At 64.8% G+C, this 17,527-nt stretch carries 14 protein-coding genes and 1 pseudogene; 7 read left to right on the top strand and 8 right to left on the bottom strand.

Annotation, left to right across the window (positions count from 1 at the left end; genetic code table 11):
• Positions 1-109 precede the first annotated feature (109 nt).
• Positions 110-469, top strand: coding sequence for a tautomerase family protein (locus tag H7J06_RS10735; RefSeq protein WP_264038757.1), 360 nt, complete (start codon positions 110-112; stop codon positions 467-469).
• A 96-nt stretch (positions 470-565) separates the two neighbouring features.
• Here H7J06_RS10735 and H7J06_RS10730 read toward each other — a convergent pair.
• The 3 genes and pseudogenes from H7J06_RS10730 to H7J06_RS10720 form a co-directional block, all read right to left on the bottom strand.
• Positions 566-1,275: pseudogene (locus H7J06_RS10730) on the bottom strand (SDR family oxidoreductase).
• A gap of 136 nt (positions 1,276-1,411) precedes the next feature.
• Positions 1,412-1,705, bottom strand: coding sequence for a muconolactone Delta-isomerase (locus tag H7J06_RS10725; RefSeq protein WP_264038756.1), 294 nt, complete (start codon positions 1,703-1,705; stop codon positions 1,412-1,414).
• 94 nt (positions 1,706-1,799) lie between these two features.
• Positions 1,800-2,480 (bottom strand): type 1 glutamine amidotransferase domain-containing protein, encoded by a 681-nt coding sequence (locus H7J06_RS10720; protein ID WP_264038755.1) that lies wholly within the window; start codon positions 2,478-2,480, stop codon positions 1,800-1,802.
• 642 nt (positions 2,481-3,122) lie between these two features.
• Between H7J06_RS10720 and H7J06_RS10715 the strand changes: the two genes are divergently transcribed.
• Positions 3,123-3,560, top strand: a complete 438-nt coding sequence (locus H7J06_RS10715; RefSeq protein WP_264038754.1) for a nuclear transport factor 2 family protein — start codon at positions 3,123-3,125, stop codon at positions 3,558-3,560.
• Positions 3,561-3,579: 19 nt separating this feature from the next.
• Here the strand turns inward: H7J06_RS10715 and H7J06_RS10710 are convergent, their stop codons facing one another.
• The 3 genes from H7J06_RS10710 to H7J06_RS10700 all read right to left on the bottom strand — a co-directional run bounded on the left by H7J06_RS10710 (position 3,580) and on the right by H7J06_RS10700 (position 6,219).
• Entirely contained in the window at positions 3,580-4,665 is a 1,086-nt protein-coding gene (locus tag H7J06_RS10710; protein ID WP_264038752.1) for an aldo/keto reductase, read from the bottom strand.
• 107 nt (positions 4,666-4,772) lie between these two features.
• Complete coding sequence (locus H7J06_RS10705) at positions 4,773-5,231, bottom strand: OsmC family peroxiredoxin (RefSeq protein WP_264038751.1); 459 nt, start codon at positions 5,229-5,231, stop codon at positions 4,773-4,775.
• A gap of 127 nt (positions 5,232-5,358) precedes the next feature.
• A complete protein-coding gene (locus tag H7J06_RS10700) occupies positions 5,359-6,219 on the bottom strand; it encodes an enoyl-CoA hydratase/isomerase family protein (RefSeq protein ID WP_264038750.1) in 861 nt (286 codons plus the stop codon).
• Positions 6,220-6,479: 260 nt separating this feature from the next.
• Between H7J06_RS10700 and H7J06_RS32820 the strand changes: the two genes are divergently transcribed.
• The 5 genes from H7J06_RS32820 to H7J06_RS10675 all read left to right on the top strand — a co-directional run bounded on the left by H7J06_RS32820 (position 6,480) and on the right by H7J06_RS10675 (position 10,862).
• A complete protein-coding gene (locus tag H7J06_RS32820) occupies positions 6,480-7,568 on the top strand; it encodes an enoyl-CoA hydratase/isomerase family protein (RefSeq protein WP_504928667.1) in 1,089 nt (362 codons plus the stop codon).
• Positions 7,450-7,710, top strand: coding sequence for a UBP-type zinc finger domain-containing protein (locus tag H7J06_RS10690; RefSeq protein ID WP_504928668.1), 261 nt, complete (start codon positions 7,450-7,452; stop codon positions 7,708-7,710). The genes H7J06_RS32820 and H7J06_RS10690 overlap by 119 nt, the downstream gene beginning before the upstream one ends.
• A gap of 28 nt (positions 7,711-7,738) precedes the next feature.
• On the top strand, positions 7,739-8,527 hold the full coding sequence (locus H7J06_RS10685) for an alpha/beta hydrolase (protein WP_264038748.1): 789 nt from the start codon (positions 7,739-7,741) through the stop codon (positions 8,525-8,527).
• A gap of 36 nt (positions 8,528-8,563) precedes the next feature.
• Positions 8,564-10,237 carry an FAD-dependent oxidoreductase gene (locus H7J06_RS10680; protein ID WP_264038747.1) on the top strand — a complete coding sequence of 558 codons (1,674 nt, stop codon included), beginning with the start codon at positions 8,564-8,566 and terminating at the stop codon, positions 10,235-10,237.
• A gap of 175 nt (positions 10,238-10,412) precedes the next feature.
• A complete protein-coding gene (locus H7J06_RS10675) occupies positions 10,413-10,862 on the top strand; it encodes a winged helix-turn-helix transcriptional regulator (protein ID WP_264038745.1) in 450 nt (149 codons plus the stop codon).
• A 208-nt stretch (positions 10,863-11,070) separates the two neighbouring features.
• Here the strand turns inward: H7J06_RS10675 and mobF are convergent, their stop codons facing one another.
• Both mobF and H7J06_RS10665 read right to left on the bottom strand, forming a co-directional pair.
• On the bottom strand, positions 11,071-13,887 hold the full coding sequence (gene mobF / locus H7J06_RS10670; RefSeq protein WP_264038744.1) for a MobF family relaxase: 2,817 nt from the start codon (positions 13,885-13,887) through the stop codon (positions 11,071-11,073).
• 717 nt (positions 13,888-14,604) lie between these two features.
• Entirely contained in the window at positions 14,605-17,403 is a 2,799-nt protein-coding gene (locus H7J06_RS10665; protein WP_264038743.1) for a TrlF family AAA-like ATPase, read from the bottom strand.
• Positions 17,404-17,527: the final 124 nt, after the last annotated feature.

Here is a 17,527-nt window from a genome sequence, read left to right as displayed (position 1 = left end):
CCTGTGGACGGCTACCGCCGAGTCGATCCTGGCCAAAGTTCGACGCGCACGCACCAAACTCCAACAAGTAGTCAATCAAAACTGAGACGGACCACTAGTACGCATCGACATGCCCCAGACGATCACCACCCGCCGCCGCGAGCTCATCGCCGACGTCGTCTACCAAACCCTCGTCGAGGTTCTCGACGTTCCCGTGGGTGACCGGTTCCAAGTCATCGCCCACGGCAGCAACGTCCTGCGCATCGATCCGCACTATCTTGGCATCGACCGGTCCCCGGAGGCATTCATCGTCGACATCACCCTCAACGCCGGCCGAAGCACCGACCTCAAACAACGCTTCTACGCCGAACTCGTCGCCCGCCTGCACGACCAGGTCGACGTGCGGCCGCAGGACGTCACCATCGCGCTGACCGAAATCCCCAAGGAGAACTGGTCATTCGGAAACGGCGTCGCCCAGTACGTCACCTAGTCCAGGCTTCGGGGACCGGCATGTACGCGTCGATGCGGTGGACGCGCGCTCGACGGCTGAGTGGCCCGCTCCGTATGGCGGGGCGGTGCGTACGTTCTACAGCCACGCCTCGAACGTGTTCTCCGCGCCGGCGATCCGGTCACGGGACAGTGCGGCCTTCGCCTCTCGTGTCATCTCGTCGGTGAGCACTTCGACCACGCCATGTTCGACGCCGTCGAGCGCCATGGCGGCGATGATCGCGGGGTCGGTCTTGACGGTGTCCAGGTCGGCGATCATGTCGGTGTCCATGAAGCCGATGTGCAGAGCGGTGACGGCCACACCGTGAGGTGCGAGTTCCTCGCGCACGGCATCGGATTGGGCCCACAACGCCGTCTTCGCCGCGGCGTAGGCGCCCAGAACCTGCGGATGCAGCCAGGAGAGCACGGACACGACGTTGAGGACCGCGCCGGGGGCGTTGGCGATCAACTGGGGGGCGAACGCCCGCGTCACCAACAGGGTGCCGAAGAAGTGGGACTCCATCGTCGCCCGCACCTCGTCCATCGAGCCAGTCAACAGCGTGGCAGAACTGGCCATTCCGGCATTGTTGACCAGCAGTGTCACGTCGCCGGTGGCTGCCGCAGCCGCCGTGACCGAGTCGGCGTCGGTGATATCGATCCGCACGGGGATGACGCCGGCGGTTGTGACGCTCTCGGGTCGGCGGGCCGCGCCGTAGACCTTCGCCCCCGGGCGAGCAGTTGCTCGCTGATCCGTTGGCCCAGGCCCCGATTCGCACCGGTGACCAGAGCGACCGCTCCATCGATCTGCATGACAAGGCTTCTTCCGTCGTGAGGTGAGATGAGATGTGGACCGCCCGGCCGCGCGGCTCGTGGGCTGTGCTTCGCAGACGGTGGCGTCGGCGGGATGGGTTCGCGTCCTCTGCCAGGCTGCCGCCGACCCGTCGGGTCATGATTCGTCGTCGTGTTTGATCGATCCGGGGTGATGGGAGAGCGCGGTCACCGAGACGTTCATGTAGGGATGCAGCGGTAGCCCGCTGAGGATGTCGTGGAGTTCGTCGGGTCCGGAGACGTCGAAGATGCTGATGTTCTCGTACTTGCCGGCGACGCGCCACAGATGTCGCCAGACACCGCTTTCCTGCAGGGGGGCGCCGTGCGCGCGTTCCTTGGCCTGCAGGGCGGCGAGGGTTTCGGCGTCCATGGTGTCGGGGACGTGTGTCGCCATGTGCACGTGGAAGAGCATGGTCTTTCCTTCGGTCGGTGAGCGATGTCGTTGCAGTCCAGGAACACTCGGCAGGCGCCACCCCTGCGGGCGGCACCTGCTGAGACGGTGGCGGTCAGCCGACGGCGACAGGGCTGCGCCCGGCGACCAGGTGTAGCAGCGCGATGCCGTACTCGGAGGCGGACTGCTGATTCTGGCCGGTGATCAGCCGTCCGTCGACGACGACGCACGGCTCGGCGAGACCGGCACTGGTGTATCGGCCACCGGCCTCTTCGAGGACCGTTTGAGGGAAGTGCGGGAAGGTGAATCCGTACTCCTCCAGGACGGCGTCCTCAGCGCGGGAGTAGCCGGTGACCCGTCGTCCCCGGAGCCGATCTGGCACGTTGCCCAAGGCGATGGCTCCGTGGCAGATGACGGCGACGACCTTGTCGTTGGCGAAGAAGTGCTCGAGTGCGGCGGTGACGTCGGGATTGGGGAAGAAGTCGTAGGTTGCCCCTTGGCCCCCGGTGAAGTGAATGATGTCGTACTGCTCGAGATCGACGTGGGCGAGCTTGAGCGTCGAGGTGAGGCGTTCGACGAGGGCGGTGTCGGACAGGAACCCCTTGCTGACCAGATCATCGGCTTCCTGGGATTGCTCGGAGTACGGGTCGCTCATGGCGCTCCAGTTGACGCGTCCGCCGTCGGGGCTGGAGAAGTCGACGTCGATGCCGCGTTCGATCAGATGCCAGTACGGATGGGTGACCTCCGAGAGCCAGGTGCCGGTTTCGTGACTGCTGCTGACGAATAGTGCCTTCATGTGTCTTCCTCCGCTGCTGTGGGGTGCGTGTCGTGGATGCGTCGTGCTTGACCGCGATGGTCTTTTCCAGACGTGCCGACGCCTCGACTAGAGACCTGGGAAACGTCACGCTGCTCACCGATGACCACCCGCCCCCGGTTATCACGGGTGGCAGATGCACCATCTGACTTGCATTTTTGAATTTAGCTCATTGGTCGCGACGTGTCAACGACCAGCGACCGAACAGTGGCGCATCGCCGAACATCCGCGCACCCGAGGTGTGGACCTCCGTGAGGCACGAGGGCGACCACCCAACGGGCAACGGCAATCGGGTTACTCGAAACAACGCCGCCACATTGGCATTACGACGTGCAAGGGCGGATCGAGCGCACGCGGTCCATTGGTGTAGACGTCGACGACCGGGCGCGCACCTGAGCGGCGGGCGCCCGCCTTGCATGCGGTCGCACGGCGATCATCTCCTATGTATCGGCCCTTGCTTGGCCAGTCCGCGCATCTGGCTTGTTGTATCAAATTCACGGTGGTAACGTCCGCCGGGCTGACGCCCATTCGCTCGACACGCCTCGGTTCCCGTCGTCGGGCGTACGCACTGGGACGTTCGGCGAGGACGTGCGCGAACCCGCAGACCCGACAAAGGAGACAGCCATGGCAGAAGTGACCGCCCAGCAGACCGAGGCCAACCGACAGATCATCTGCGACGCGTTCGACGCCTGGCGCAACGGCACTCCCGCCGCGGTCCCGGACCTGTTCGTCGACGGGTTGAAGTGGCGCATCGAGGGACGTTCGATAGTCGCCGGGGAATACACGACCAAGCAGCAATTCATCGAGCAGGTGCTGGCGCCGTTCGCAGCGCTGTTCTCGACCGAGAAGCCCTTCCGCCCCGCCCGTCCTCGTTTCGTCTTCGCCGACGGTGACCACGTGATCGCGCTGTGGGATGGTCACGGCACCGCCAGCGACGGCGAACCCTACGACAACAGCTACGCGTGGTTCATGCAGATGCAGGACGGCATGATCGTCGAAGGCGCCGCGTTCTACGACACCGTCGCCTTCGACGACCTGTGGACCCGCCTTCGACCGTCCTAGCGGAACGAACGCGCGCCCCTCAGGCACCAACGGTGCTGGCGGACGACGCATTCGAGGTGTGGGCACCGGCGGGAGTGACGTTGCCGGTGTCCCCACCCACGAGCGCCGGCCGGGTGGCCTGGGCACCATCGTGCGGGATGCCCAGCGTGGGCGCGCTGACCGCGTCCAGACGCTGGTAGTGCTGCTCGTCGAGGCGCACGGCCAAGGCGTGCAAATAGGACGTGAGTTGGGCGGTGCTGCGGGGTCCGATGACGGGAATGAGCGCAGTGTCCGATCGTCGAGAACGTTCCAGTAGGTAGGCGATGGCCACCTCGGCGGGCTGATCCCCGGTGGCGGAGCTGACCTCCAGGAGCGCATCGACGACGGCAGTCTTCTGGTCGGTGTCCTCGCGCTGAATGATGGACTTCAACGTGGACAGCCGTCCCTCGGTGCCGTGGCGGTACTTACCGGTGAGCAGTCCTCCGCCCAGCGGTGAGTACAGAGCTGCCCCCAGTCCGAGGTGTTCGGCCATGGGGATCAGGTCGCGTTCGGCGTCGCGCGCGGCCAGGCTGTACTCGAATTGCACGCCGATGACCGATGATCGGCCGAGGGCTTCGGCGCGTGCCACCGCGGAGGCGGTGGCCCAGGCCGAGAAGTTAGATAGTCCCGCGTAGAGGATCTTTCCGGCCCGCACTAGGTCGTCGAGCGCCTCGACGATCTCCTCGGCTGGGGTGAGGAAGTCCGGGGCATGCACCCAGTACAAATCGAGGTAGTCGGTGCCCAGCCGGGTCAGGGTGGCTTCCAGAGACCGTCGTAGGGCCTTGCGGCTGTTGCCGGTGGCGGTGACGCCGGTGTGGGTGCCGGATCCGAAGCCGTACTTGCTGGCCACGGTGAAGTGATCGCGGTCCGCGGCCAGAAAGTCGGCGAGGTAGGTCTCGGATTCGCCGTGCTGATAGGTGTCTGCGGTGTCGATGAAGGTGCCGCCGGCGTCGGCGAACGCCGTGAAGATGGCCGAGGAGGTGGCGTGGTCGGCGCCGGTGGCCCAGCCGGTCCCGAAGTTGGAGGTGCCCAGCGCCAATTCCGAGACGCGGAGCCCGGTCCTGCGCCCAAAGGTGTTGTGTTGCATGGCGATCACTGTCTTTCTGAGGAGTTGGCGTGTGGGTGGTGGCTCCGGTGTGGAGGGTCGGGAGCCGGTCCCCTCCACACCGGAGCTGATGGGGCACCGCGTGGCGCTTACGCCGTTGGCGCGGTGGTGCGCGTGGCGTCCAAGGTGATGGGGACGGTCAGGATCTTGGAGATCGAGCACAGTGCGCGGGCCTCCTCGGCGAGTTCGGCGAACTGCTCGTCGGTGACGCCGGGAATGTCGGCGACGACGATGAAGTGGATGCCCTCCACCGAATAGCCGTGTCCGTCGGAGCCTTGGTCGTCGGTGCCCATGGTGAGTTCGGCCGTGGTGCTGATCGATTCAACCGCTGCACCGGCTTTGAAGGTGATGTTGGCCAGGGCGTGGTTGTAGCAGCCGGCATGGCCGGTGACGAGGAGTTCTTCGGGGATGGCCCCGGGTGCGCCCTCGAATCGGCTGGCGTAGGTGTAGGGCGCTTCGCGGATGGTGTCCGACGTCGTCGTCGACAACGTTCCGGTGCCTTCCTTGAAGGTCCCGTTCCACTGGGATTGTCCGGTCACGACGGGCATGAGTTCTCCTTGGGTGTGCGTACTGGTTTGAATGCGGATGTGCAATAGACGTTTTGGAGCGTGGTTGGTTCGGCCACCACCCCTGCCCCGGTACACCGCAGCGGGGCAGGGTGGCGACACTGCTGGGTCAGTTGGTGGGCGTCACGGCGGCGGCGACGTCGGCGATCTCGGCCCCGAGGTGGTATTCGAGGTCGCTCTTTTGTTGCAGGTCGCGTTCGAAGAGTCCCTTGGTGACTGCTTGGAAGCCGGGGGTGGGTACTGCTGCCCAGAAGGCGTCGGAGTGCAGTGGGTATTCGCTGTCGGGCAGGCGGGTGTACTTGTTGATGAAGGCCTTGATCTCGCCCAGGACGCGGTGGTCCCAGCGCGACACTCTGGTGGCATAGTCATCGACGAAGGCGACGAAGTCCTCATCGGGGATGGAGCGGTTGACGTAGCCGTAGCGTTCGGCGGTGTCGCCGTCGTAATCGCCGCCGCCGAGCAGGATCTCGAAGGCTCTGCCGCGGCCGACCAGTGCGGGCAAGCGTCCCGAGGCGCCGCCACCCGGTACGGCGCCGAAGCCGACCTCCATCTGCCCCAGGATGGCCTTCTCGCGGCTGGCGAAGCGGATGTCGGTGGCCAGTGCGAATTCGCTTCCCGCGCCGCGGGCGATGCCCCGCACCGCTGAGATGGTGACCGCCGAGAGCTTGCTGATGCGCACCGTGACGTCCACCCAGGCTGCGTACCCGGTGGCGCTGGGTAGCGTCTCGGACGCCGCGTGGTCGGCGGCCAGGTCGTAGTGGGCCAGGAAGAAGTCGGGATCGGCGCTGTCGAACAGCACGACGTTGACGGTGTCGTTGGACTCCAATTCGGTGAGTAGGTCCTTGAGGTCGCGCATCATCTCGGTGCCGATGACGTTGACCGGTGGGTTGTCAAAGGTGACCCGCCACAACGTGGGCGACACCTCGGTGAGGCGAAGGTGGGTGGGGGCGAAGTCGTCGATGAAGGTCATGCGAGCACCGTACCATCTCACTTTGAAATTTCTAGTTAGAATGTGTACCGTCCACGTCATGCGCAGCCACCACTACCGGCATCTGATGCTGACCGAGTGGCTGCGATTGATCAAACAACCACTATCGCAGCGCAATAGCGCTTCATTCGGTACGCACACAGTCGTCGCAGGCTTCTTCACCAGCTTCTTCGCAGAATGGACGGGTACGGTCCACCTCACTTCGACTACTGAATACAGAAGACTTACGGAGGTAGACCATCATGAGGGCTGACGACATGAACGTCGACATCGACGGCACCGCGCTTCTACGGGTACGTCGCGCGTCACCCTCGCTGTGGCGGGTCACCTTCGACAATCCGCCGATCAACCTCATCGACCCGCAAATGCTCACCGACCTGGTGGCGCTCCTCGAGTTGGCCGAACGCGACGAGCAGCTCGCAGTCATCGTCTTCGACAGCGCCGACACCGACTTCTTCCTGGCCCACTGGGACATCGCCGCCGACCCCGCTCTTCTCGACGCGATCCCGCTGAGCCACAACGGGCTTCATCCCTGGCTGGACGTACTGGGCCGGATTAGTAGGCTCCCGGCGCTGACCATCTCGGCGATCCGCGGGCGTGCCCGCGGCGCGGGAAGCGAATTCGCACTGGCCACCGACATCCGCTTCGCGAGTCGCGAGAGGGCCGTGCTGGCCCAGTTCGAGGTCGGTGGCGGCGCCGTTCCCGGAGGCGGTCCGGCATCACGGCTGCCGCGACTGGTCGGACGCGGACGCGCCCTGGAGATCCTCCTGGGCGCCGAGGACTTCGACGCCGACACCGCTGAACGGTACGGCTACGTCAACCGGTCGGTTCCGACGCCGACTTCGACCGCTTCGTCGACGCCTTCGCCCACCGGGTATCCCGGTTCGACGTCCGCGCCATCCGCGAGGTCAAGGCATTCGTCAACGACGTCACCCTGCCATCCGACGACGAAATGGCCCCGCAGATGGCGGCATTCACCCGGTCGGTCGCTCGCCCCGAAACCCAGAACCTCGTTGGACAACTGTTCGCCCGGGGACTGCAACAACGCGGACCCACCGAACGCGATCTCGGCCAGGTCCTGGAACTACTCGACGTCCCGCCACGCGCCGTCCGCCCAGGACGGCAGTCATGACCACCGACGTCGATCCCACCAGCACCCCCAGCGGTGCGGGATGCCTGGACTGCGAGCGTGCCGGCGGCTGGTGGTTGCACCTGCGGCGCTGCGCGGCGTGTGGGCACGTCGGCTGCTGCGACAACTCCCCGTCGCGCCACGCCACCGGCCACGCCGAGCACACCGGGCACCCCGTCGTCACCAGCTTCGAGCCTGGTGAGGACTGGTTCTACGACTACCGCTCCGCGCGCCTGACGGCTGGGCCGCACCTGGCCGGACCCCGCCACCACCCGGCCGACCAACCTGCCCCCGGGCCCGCCGGACGCGTCCCCCGCGACTGGCAGACCCGCCTCAATCCCTAACCTGCACAACGCAACCGAAGGAATCATCATGTCCACTCAACCCGTTGTCTTCATCCACGGCCTATGGGTCCACTCCAGTGCGTGGGAGCCCTGGATCGGGCTCTACCGTTCCGCCGGCTACGACGCGGTGGCACCCGGCTGGCCCGGTGACGGCGCCACCGTCGACGCCACCCGCCGCGACCCCTCCGCGGTGGCCGGCCACGGCCTGGCCGACATCGCTGAGCGCTACACCAAGATCATCGCCGACCTCCCGCAGCGCCCCGTCGTCGTCGGGCACTCCTTCGGCGGCCTCATCGCTCAGCAACTGCTTGCCGCCGGCCTCGCTAGCCACGCGGTGGCCATCGATCCCGGACCACCCAAGGGCGTGAACAAGGTTCCACTGAACCAGATCCGGGCCGCGCTGCCGGTGCTGCGCAAGAAGTCCAACCGCGAAGGCGCCGTGACGCTGACCGAACGTCAGTTCCGCTTCGGCTTCGCCAACGCCGTCTCCAAGGACGAAGCCCGAGAGCTGTACCAGCGCTGGGCCATTCCCGGCCCGGGCAAGCCGCTGTTCGAGGCCACCTCCGCCAAGAAGGATCCTCATTCTCCCGCTGCGGTGGACACCGCCAGCAGTGATCGCGGACCACTGCTGATCACCGGCGGCGGCAAGGATCACCAAGTTCCCGAGGTCGTCACCCGACTGGCATTCCAGCTCTACGCCGATTCCCGCGCCGTCACCGATTACCACGTGTTCCCCGACCGCGGACACTCCCTGGTCTTCGATTCCGGATGGCGCGAAGTCGCCGACTACACCCTGTCCTGGCTCGCGCGGCATTGACCGACCGGCATCCCCCGACCCACCAAGGAGCCCAACATGTCCACCACGGCACGCACGGCCAGCCCGGCGCAACCCACCTTCACCGATGCGCTGTGGGAACGGTTCCGCAGCTACGGCACCGTGCAGCATGCCCAGGCGGGGACCTGGCTCTTTCGGGCGGGGGAACCGGCGTGTGACATGCTGCTCGTCGAATCCGGGACCGTCGACATCGTCCGGGCCGCTACCGCCGACAGCCCCGAAGCCGTCGTCGCCCACTACGGCCCACGCCAGTTCAGCGGGGAGATGAATCTGCTGACCGGACAAGCCACCTACCTGGATGCACGCGCCACCGACACCGCGGTCATCTACCGCGTCAGCCCGACCGACTTCCGCCGGCTGATGGACACCGAATCCGACCTCTCCGACCTGGTCCTGCGTGCACTGCTCGCACGACGGCAAAGTCTGCGGGAGGGCCAAGCCGCCCGCAGCATCGAAGTGCTCGCCGGCCCAGCGTCCTCCGGGTCGATGGCCTTGCGCACCTACCTCAACCGTCAACAACTCCCTCACACCTGGACTGACTTCGCCTCCGACATCGGGGAGGTCCTGGCCAAGGCCGCTGACATCGCCGTCGAGGACCTGCCGGCCGTGCTCACCTCCACCGCCGTCATCCGCCAAGCCACCCCCGCCCGACTCGCCGACGTCCTCGGCCTGTCCCACCGCCCGATCATCGGCGAAACCCTCGACGTCGTCGTGATCGGCGGAGGGCCTGCTGGTCTGGCTGCAGCGGTGTACGGCGCCTCAGAGGGACTGAGCACCCTGCTCTTGGACTCCGTGGCGACCGGAGGACAAGCCGCCACCAGCTCCCGCATCGAGAACTACCTGGGCTTCACCTCCGGAATCAGCGGCAGCGACCTCACCGGACGCGCCGTCATCCAAGCCCAAAAGTTCGGCGCCCGCATCGCCACCCCCGCCCAGATCGTGCACCTCGACACCACCCCGGGCCACCTACGCGTGCACCTCGACGACGCCACCACCATCGACACCCACACCATCCTGATCGCCACCGGCGCCCGCTACCGCGCCCTACCACTGCCGCGGTGGGACGACTTCGAAGGGGCTGGAATCTACTACGGCGCAACTGAATTGGAAGCCCGTGTCTGCGGCAATACCGCCGTCGCCGTCATCGGCGGCGCCAACTCCGCCGGACAAGCCGCCTTGTTCCTCGCTGAACGAGGCGGCATGGTGCACCTCATCGTGCGCGGCGCCTCGCTGACCACCGGCATGTCGTCCTACCTCGCCGACCGGATCGCCGCCCACCCCGCCATCACCGTGCACACCCGCACCCAGGTCAGCGCCGTCGACGGAGACCACCAACTGCGCCGCATCACCGCCACCACCACGACCTCCGACGGGGACCTCATCAACACGAATCACGATGTGTGCGGCCTGTTCTGCTTCATCGGCGCCGTACCCGCCACCGACTGGCTCACCGGCATCGCCCTCGACGACCACGGATTCATCCTCACCGACTCCCGCATCCCTCAGGACGCCCTCGGGCCGCAATGGGCTCAGGCCGACCGCACCCCAATGTCCTTCGAGACCAGCGCACCCGCAGTCCTGGCCGCAGGCGACGTCCGCGCCGGGTCCATGAAACGCGTCGCCGCCGCCGTCGGCGAAGGCGCCAGCGCCATCAGCACAGTGCACGCCCTCCTCACCGCAGCCCGCACCTAGCCCCCCCCCCGCCGTCGGGTGGGCCTCGGCCGAGTTGTCCCCTCCCTGCGCCGCGGCCCACCCGCGTCATCATCGATCGGCGACACCCTGGAGGAGATGCCGACCTAGGCCGACACGAACCATCTGTGACCGGGCTGACTGCCGATTGTCAAGTCAGAGGAGTAAAGTTCATCAGGTGGCAACCAAAAAGGTCGACGACTGGAAGTGCTCGGTCGCGCGCAGCATTACCGTACTGGGCGAACGGTGGACGATTCTCATCCTGCGCGAGGCCCTCCTGGGAACGACGCGGTTCGCCGACTTCGAGCGCAACCTGGGCCTGCCGCCGGATCGCCTCGCGGATCGACTCGCAACGTTGGTGGAGTATGGCGTCATGACCAAGGAGTCCTATCAGGAACCGGGTCAACGTCGGCGTCCGTCCTACCACCTCACCCCCGCCGGCCGCGAGCTACACGTACTCATAGGCGCCCTTCAGCAGTGGGGCGACCAACACCTCCCACGGCCTGAAGGTCCCACTATGGTGCGTAAAGCCAGCCGCACCGAGCGGCCGGTACACGTCGCCTTCATCGACGATCTTGGATACGAAGTACCCGCAGACGATGTAGCCACCATCCCCACCGGCAACTGACCGACCTTAGAGGTGCGAATTCGCGCTTGCCTCTCATCGAGTAGAGATCTTGGATGACAACTGTTATCCACCATGGGGGTGGTCTGGTTGCAAAATTCCCGGACCATCAAGTGATTTTCTGCGCGGCGGTCTCCGTATAGCAACCGCCGCAAAATGCGTCTCTGCTGAGCTGAACACGCTAGTGGCCGCTTGGCGGAGCTGGCTGTCCCTAGAGTTCGAATCCGCTGTCGCGGCTGTGGTCTCGGCTTCGGTTGGTGGCGCGGGCCTGTTCGCGTTCGTGCGCTCGTTCCATCGTCTCGTCCCATCCATCGATGGCGTTCTGCCATCGGGTGTGGGCGGTGTTGCGGTCCTCCACCTTCGCGCTCTGTCGGTCGACCAGGCGCGCGACCATGTCGGGCAGAAGGTGCCCCGGGGTGGCGGCGGCTACCTGGTGCGCGGTGACAGGCACGTCGTCATGGGCCTCGATGATCGAGCTCGCCAACAGGCTGGCCTGAGCGCTGGTACCCCGCTGCATGACATGCGGACTGTCCACGGGCAAGGGTCCGTATTCCTGTTCGGTGATTCGTTCGTAGAGATAGGCCGTGTTGGCGTCTCGGGCGCGGGTCATCGCGACGTACAGCATGGAACGGGTGGTGCTCTCCCCGAGGACGGCGTGGGTGGTGTCGGCAGTGACCCCTTGCGCCGAGTGCACCGTGGAGGCGTAGCCGTGGGTGATCTGCTCGTGAACGTAGTCGGCGTTGAATACGGCGCTGGCGCGGTCGGATAATCGTTCGGCCGCAACCCGATTCGTCATCAGGTCGACGGCTGCGACGCGCCAGCGGTCACCGTTGCGCACCGGATCCGCTGCCTCGTCGTGGTCGTCGGCCCGCCGGACCTCGATGGTGGGGTCGTTCCGGCGGGATAGGATCAGATCGCCGGCGGCGATGCGCTGCCCCCGCGCGGCGATCACGGTTGGCGCGTCAGTCGGGATGAGGTCGTCGTGGATGCGACGATTCAACGCGTCGGCCATTTCGGTGGTGTCGCACAACAGCAGAGCGTCCTTGCCGACCGCGACATCCTTGCGGTAACCGTCCAGGGCGTCGGTAGCCATGGCGATCTGATCCCCGCACCGCAACCGGTCGTGCCGGGCGTACCAGTCGACGGCCCTGCGGACCGGTTCGGGACCGCCGTCACGTAGGGCGAGCGACGTGACGCGTTCCTCTTCATTGCGCATCCGCCAGACTTCTGAGAGGTGCTGTGTCCAGGGCAGACCGGTAGAGAGTTGGGCGAACATGCCGCCGCGTGCCTTCACCGGTGCGAGTTGGTGGGGGTCGCCGACCAGGACGGTCTTCACGTTGGCTTGGGTAGTGGCGGTCAGGAGCTGTCGGAGCTCGTCGGTACCAACCATCCCAGCCTCGTCCACCACCACCACCGTCCCGCGATTCAAAGTGAGGGTGCCGTTGTTCAGATCCTGTAGCGCCTTGGCAATGGTGAGCCCTTCGTCGCCAGCACCTTCGCGCACCGCAACGTCGACCGCCCGGCCAGTCGGCGCGAGCACCAGCACCCGGGCGTCGTGGCGGTGGTGCGCGGCGGCGCGCAGCGCGCGCAGTGAGGTGGTCTTGCCCGCGCCCGCCGGCGCGGACAGCGGCTGCACCAACCACGGCGACCGACCAATGTTCTCCACCGCCGCCCTCTGATCCGCCGACAAGGCGCGGGTGTCCTCCCCCGTGACCCACAGCTGTGCGCGCTCATAACGCGCGTCGGCCAGATCCATTACGGCCACTTCCTCGGCCAGGATCCGGCTCAACGTGAACCGCTCGTGCCCCTCGCGCTGATGCCTTTGACGAGGCGCGGTCAGCCGCATGCCAAGCACGTCGACCGCGGCCTCCACCGCCTCCCGCGGTGAGCGTTCCCCGTCGACGGGGAGCTGCGCGCCGATGATCTCCACCAGATCCGCCCGAGTGAACGCGGCCTTGTCAATCCGCTCGGCGGCGTCGGCCAGGCGTGCGCGGTCGAACGGTGTGCGTGCGGCCGCGCGGCGGGCTGCACGCGCCTGCTCGAAGGATGCGCGGTCCAGGCCCACCCCCCGCACATCGGCCCGCCACTGCTGCAGCAGTTCCGGCCAGGCGAGCTCTTCGGGTTTCGCGGGCCGGGTGGCCTTCTGCGCGGCCGCGAGCTGAGCCGCACTCAGTGGCGCGTCCTGCAGGCGCAGGTTGCGCGCGGCCCACTCTCGCAGTTGGCTCGAGCGCTGCGACCAGGCGGTGATGGAGGTGCGGTCGACGCCGGCGAGTTCGGCCATCCCGGTGTGCGGGTCCACCGGTTCCCACTCGAACCCCAACGACTGGTGCAGTTCTCGACGCAGGGTGGCCTGGTAGATCACCCCGGCGGCCTTGGCTTCGTGATACAGCGAGGTGCCGTCGATGGAGACCAGGACGCCGTCGGCGCGGGCTTGCCGGTTGGGGACGATGACGTGGGTGTGCAGGTGCGGGTCCCCGCACCGCGACGTCTCGTGCTGATACGCCACCGCCACCAGACCCGGAAGATGCACCAAGTCCTTCTGTTCGGTGACCGGGTTGTGCACTCTCGTGTAGCCGGCGTGCGCGGCCAAATACTCCATCGCCCCGGCCATGGCGGTGGTGTGCGCGTCGGCGATCGCAGCCGACACGACGTCATCGGCCTTCAACGCCCGGATCACCGAGACGCTCTTCGGCGCGGCGAACGTCAGGTCATACCCATGCACCCCCGCTGAACCCAACACGCGGCCCCGAACCCCGTTCGGGGCGATCCCGTCGTCGAGCCAGCGCGCCACCACCCCGGCGTCCGCCTCACCCCCCGCGCGCTGGGTGTCCGAAAGCCCGACCAGCGCGGCCGATGTGCGGGTGTCACCCGCGCACAACCACATCGGGGTGCGGGTGTCGTGTTCGGAGTAGTACTCCCCCAGCCCGCCCCCGGCACGTTGGAAGTCTCTGGTGGCGCGCTGAGCTGATTGGGCGGTGTCGAGGTAGTAGGTGATCGACCACCGCTTCAACTTCGAGATCGCCAACACCGCAGCCACCAACCCAGGAATGAAACCCCAAAGTCAGAACGACTGCCCCGCCGTCACTTTCGGCTACGCCCCACACGCGACCACGACCAGTATCGCACCCTGTGCAAATGTGTCACTGCAGTTTCTTGGATCGTGGGGATGGACACTGAATGTCCGGAAGGGCAACGGGGACGGGGATTTTGGTGATGCTTGAGAGTGCGGTGGCATGGGGTGAGGGGTGGCAACAGCTTGGAGGTGTGGCGGTGGAGGCGTATGGGCTGTTGGCGGTGATGGCCGCCGGCCCGCGCCAAACGTTTTGCATGAGTTGTCATCGGTGGCCCATAAGATTGGTCTACGGGCGGCGAGTCGATCGGACGGACGACGCTCGAGACGTGCGCTTGGGGCAGTGCACATTCCAGTCAATTAAGGAATGCCAATGATCCCAACTATCTATGACCTCGCTGAGGCAGCACACATACTCGGCTTCTCCGAGTCCTACCTCCGGTCGAAGCTTCGCGACCGTACTTTCTCCGGCATGAAGCGCGCTGGCCGGTGGGCGATGACCGAGCCACAGATCGAAGCCGCCATCGAGTCCATGTGCGTCGAGGCGCGTCCGTCCGAGCCGCCATCTCCAGCAGGGCTGTCGAGGCACAGTCGCCACAGCCGCGCACTTCGGACTCAGCATGGTGGATGAGTTCGTAGTCTCCCGTGCTTAACAGACGGGCAATTTGCCCGGCCTCAGAAACCGTACTTGTTGGCGCGCAGCTTAAAGGCCCTTTCCCCGCCCTCCATCACACGTGTGATCGCGTCTCTAATCTCGGGTACGTCGATCGCACCTTGATTTTTAACCTCACCTCGCGACTGTTCACCTCTGACTCGATAATCGCAGTGGACCACAAGCTCGGCATCGCCGTTCACGACGAGGTTTGCGTTGTGACTCGCGAAGATGAGCTGACGATGGCGCTTTGCGTCCCAAATTTGCTCGACGACGTCGATTACGACTTCGCTATCGAGGTCATCCTCCGGCTGATCGATAATTAACGGCGGGCCCGGCTGAGCCAACAGGATCCGAAGCAGTGCCGTTGCTTGCTGCCCCGCCGACGCGGCCGCGAAGTCGATGTAGTGGTTCTCCTTCGTCTCATATTCAAACCGCGGGTGGTCGGCAATCGGTGTTAGAGCGAGCGCCAACCAACTGTCGGCGCCCAGCTTCGTCGCAATGCGTTGAAGATCGGCGGGACTGAAGCTCAGGCGGGCAAGCGTGGGGAATTGCTCTGACGTCACCGCTGAGTCGTCATCGACGTGGGTTAGTCCCTCCATCTCAGTGACCGCCGCTTCCCACGACGCAACCGGGTTTTCTTCGGTTGCGAGCCTTGAGAAGAATTCTTCAATGCGCGCACCCCGTAGACTCGAACCGGCGACTGACGCCTTCAGTTGGTCCGATATCGCATCCAGGCCGAGCCCTTTCTGCAGAGTTGCGCGTAGAAGACCGCCGGAGTCCTCCGATAACGAGACGCATTGGCTAGCGATGCGATTAGACCGGGCATCCATGGTTTCGAAGAGCAGGTGCATCAAACGAGCGTGCTCCGCCGAAGGATCCCCTAGGCCTCGCATCTCCTCACGCTGCGATCGAAGAGTCGCTCCTACCTCTCGATGTTGTTTCTCGATCTCCCCTAGTTCAGCGAGCTTCACAGCGTGGGCTGTCGAGCGTGCCTTTACGTCATCGTACGATTCAGCGAACGACTCGACAGCTTTGATGACCTCGTCGACATCTCGCATTCGTTCGCTTCCATTATCTAGCGCCTCCCGAACGACTCCCGCAGCGTTATTCACTTGAGCGGCAATTTCATTGAGCAAAGCGTTTGTGTGGTCGCGCAATCGTTCAAGGCGACTTCGAAGCGACTCAGGCACATCGGAGGGTTGCATCAGATTCGCGGCAAGATCGATCAGGGCGGCTGAAGCACTGTCCGCCAGCACTAACGCCTGTTGAGCCGACGACTGCCAGTCTTGGATCGCCGTTGACGCTGTATCAAACCTTGGCTTATCCCTCAGCGTGTTTCGGTCGTCATCACTCAGATCGTCCAATGCAGATCGCAAGTTGACTGCTTGCTCCGCCAATGAGGCGTCAGACAGCGACAGACGATGAACGCTTCTCTCGAGTTGGCGAGTCCGCTGAAGCGTTGCGTAATTTTCGCGGATGCGCCCCGCTACCTCCTCGATTTGTTGGTCGATGTTGGCGAGATCGCGGCGGATCGGCGACGTGACGAATCGAGTCAACTCCTCCATCCGGACAGAGACGCTGCTCAACTGCTTCTGGGAATACGCCTGAATCGGAAGTAGATCGCGAACCTCGGCCTCGCGAACCTTCACAAATTCTGCGTCGCCAACCTTCAGAGTGACATCGCCATTGGGCGCAGTCCGCCGTACCACATGTGGAATCTCATTAATGGAGAAATGGACTTCCACGGTCGACCCGGTCGGACCCAGTGTCGTCTCGATCAGACGGCGTCGTCTCGCCGCAGAGTCTCCCATCTCCTCGCCTCCGGCGCTTGTGGGTAAATCACACAGAGCCCAACGCATGTAGTCCAACAAGGTTGACTTTCCTGTGCCCCTTCCGCCGATGATCGCGCTGAACTCATGATTGAATTCGAGGTCGATTGGTCCGAGGAACATGCTGTTGTCAACGCTTAACCGAGATACCCAGATCGTCGGAAGATCGGGGCGGACCTGCGAGATTCGCGATTCCTGCGCAAGGCACGCTTGACGCAAAGCCTCTGCGCTTGGCAAGGCCCACTTGATCCAGGTGGAGTGTTGCCCCAACTCTGCAAATGATCCGTTGCGGCAATCAGAAGTCTGAATCAGCGCGAGTCGCTTGTTACCGTAATCTGCATTGAGCCCTTCGAAGATTCGCCGATTCCCTTCACCGACCTTCTTCTCCACCGTGCCGTCGAGATAGCCTCCCACACAAGGCATATCACGGTATTTCTGCGACATCTTCGACCGCATTAAGGTTTGGTAGCCGCCATCCGTCACGTTCGGGTAGACAATATAACGGTTCCTCAGCCAGGGTTCTTTATCAAGTTCTGCGTACAGTTCGGACAACAAAGCCATCTCAATGGGCTCGACTGACGGGAGGCGCGACTCGCTCGGGTCCACCCGCTGGATCGCTAAACGCGCTAGCACACCGTCTAGCCGGTCCTCAGGAAAATGGGCATCTAGAATGAGCAATGCCTGACAGGGAACGCTCAACGTAAGTTCAAGACCCGGAAAGACCGTGAGCCGTCGCTCTGCCGGGATCGGAGTTCCACTGCCATCAGTCTCCGATTCGGCGGCCTGTCGAACGTATGGGAACAAGGCGAAGTCGTGATGATCGGTGATGGCGATTGCTTCTAGGCCCTTAGCCCGACACGCTGCGACCAAAGATTGCGCCCACCGCCGCCTTCCCGCGTCGTCGACCGGGCGATCACCACGCCAATTCGTGTCCCGAGGCGTGTGAACCTGAAAATCACACCGATAGAAGTGGGCGCCGAGATCAGTCATCCTTGAGCCGACGATCCCTTGGCAACATTCCCTTTAAACCAATGCACAATTCACTCTCCCCAGGGACCGGGCGTTCAGTCGCACAACGACGAACTCCACGCGCCCTCCCGCCCTGTTTTCAAGA

This window comes from Mycolicibacterium hodleri (genome assembly GCF_025822245.1).
In the GTDB taxonomy this organism is placed as follows: domain Bacteria; phylum Actinomycetota; class Actinomycetes; order Mycobacteriales; family Mycobacteriaceae; genus Mycobacterium; species Mycobacterium hodleri.
The sequence above is the reverse complement of the archived record's forward strand: the minus strand, read 5'-3'. Positions and strand labels throughout refer to the sequence as shown.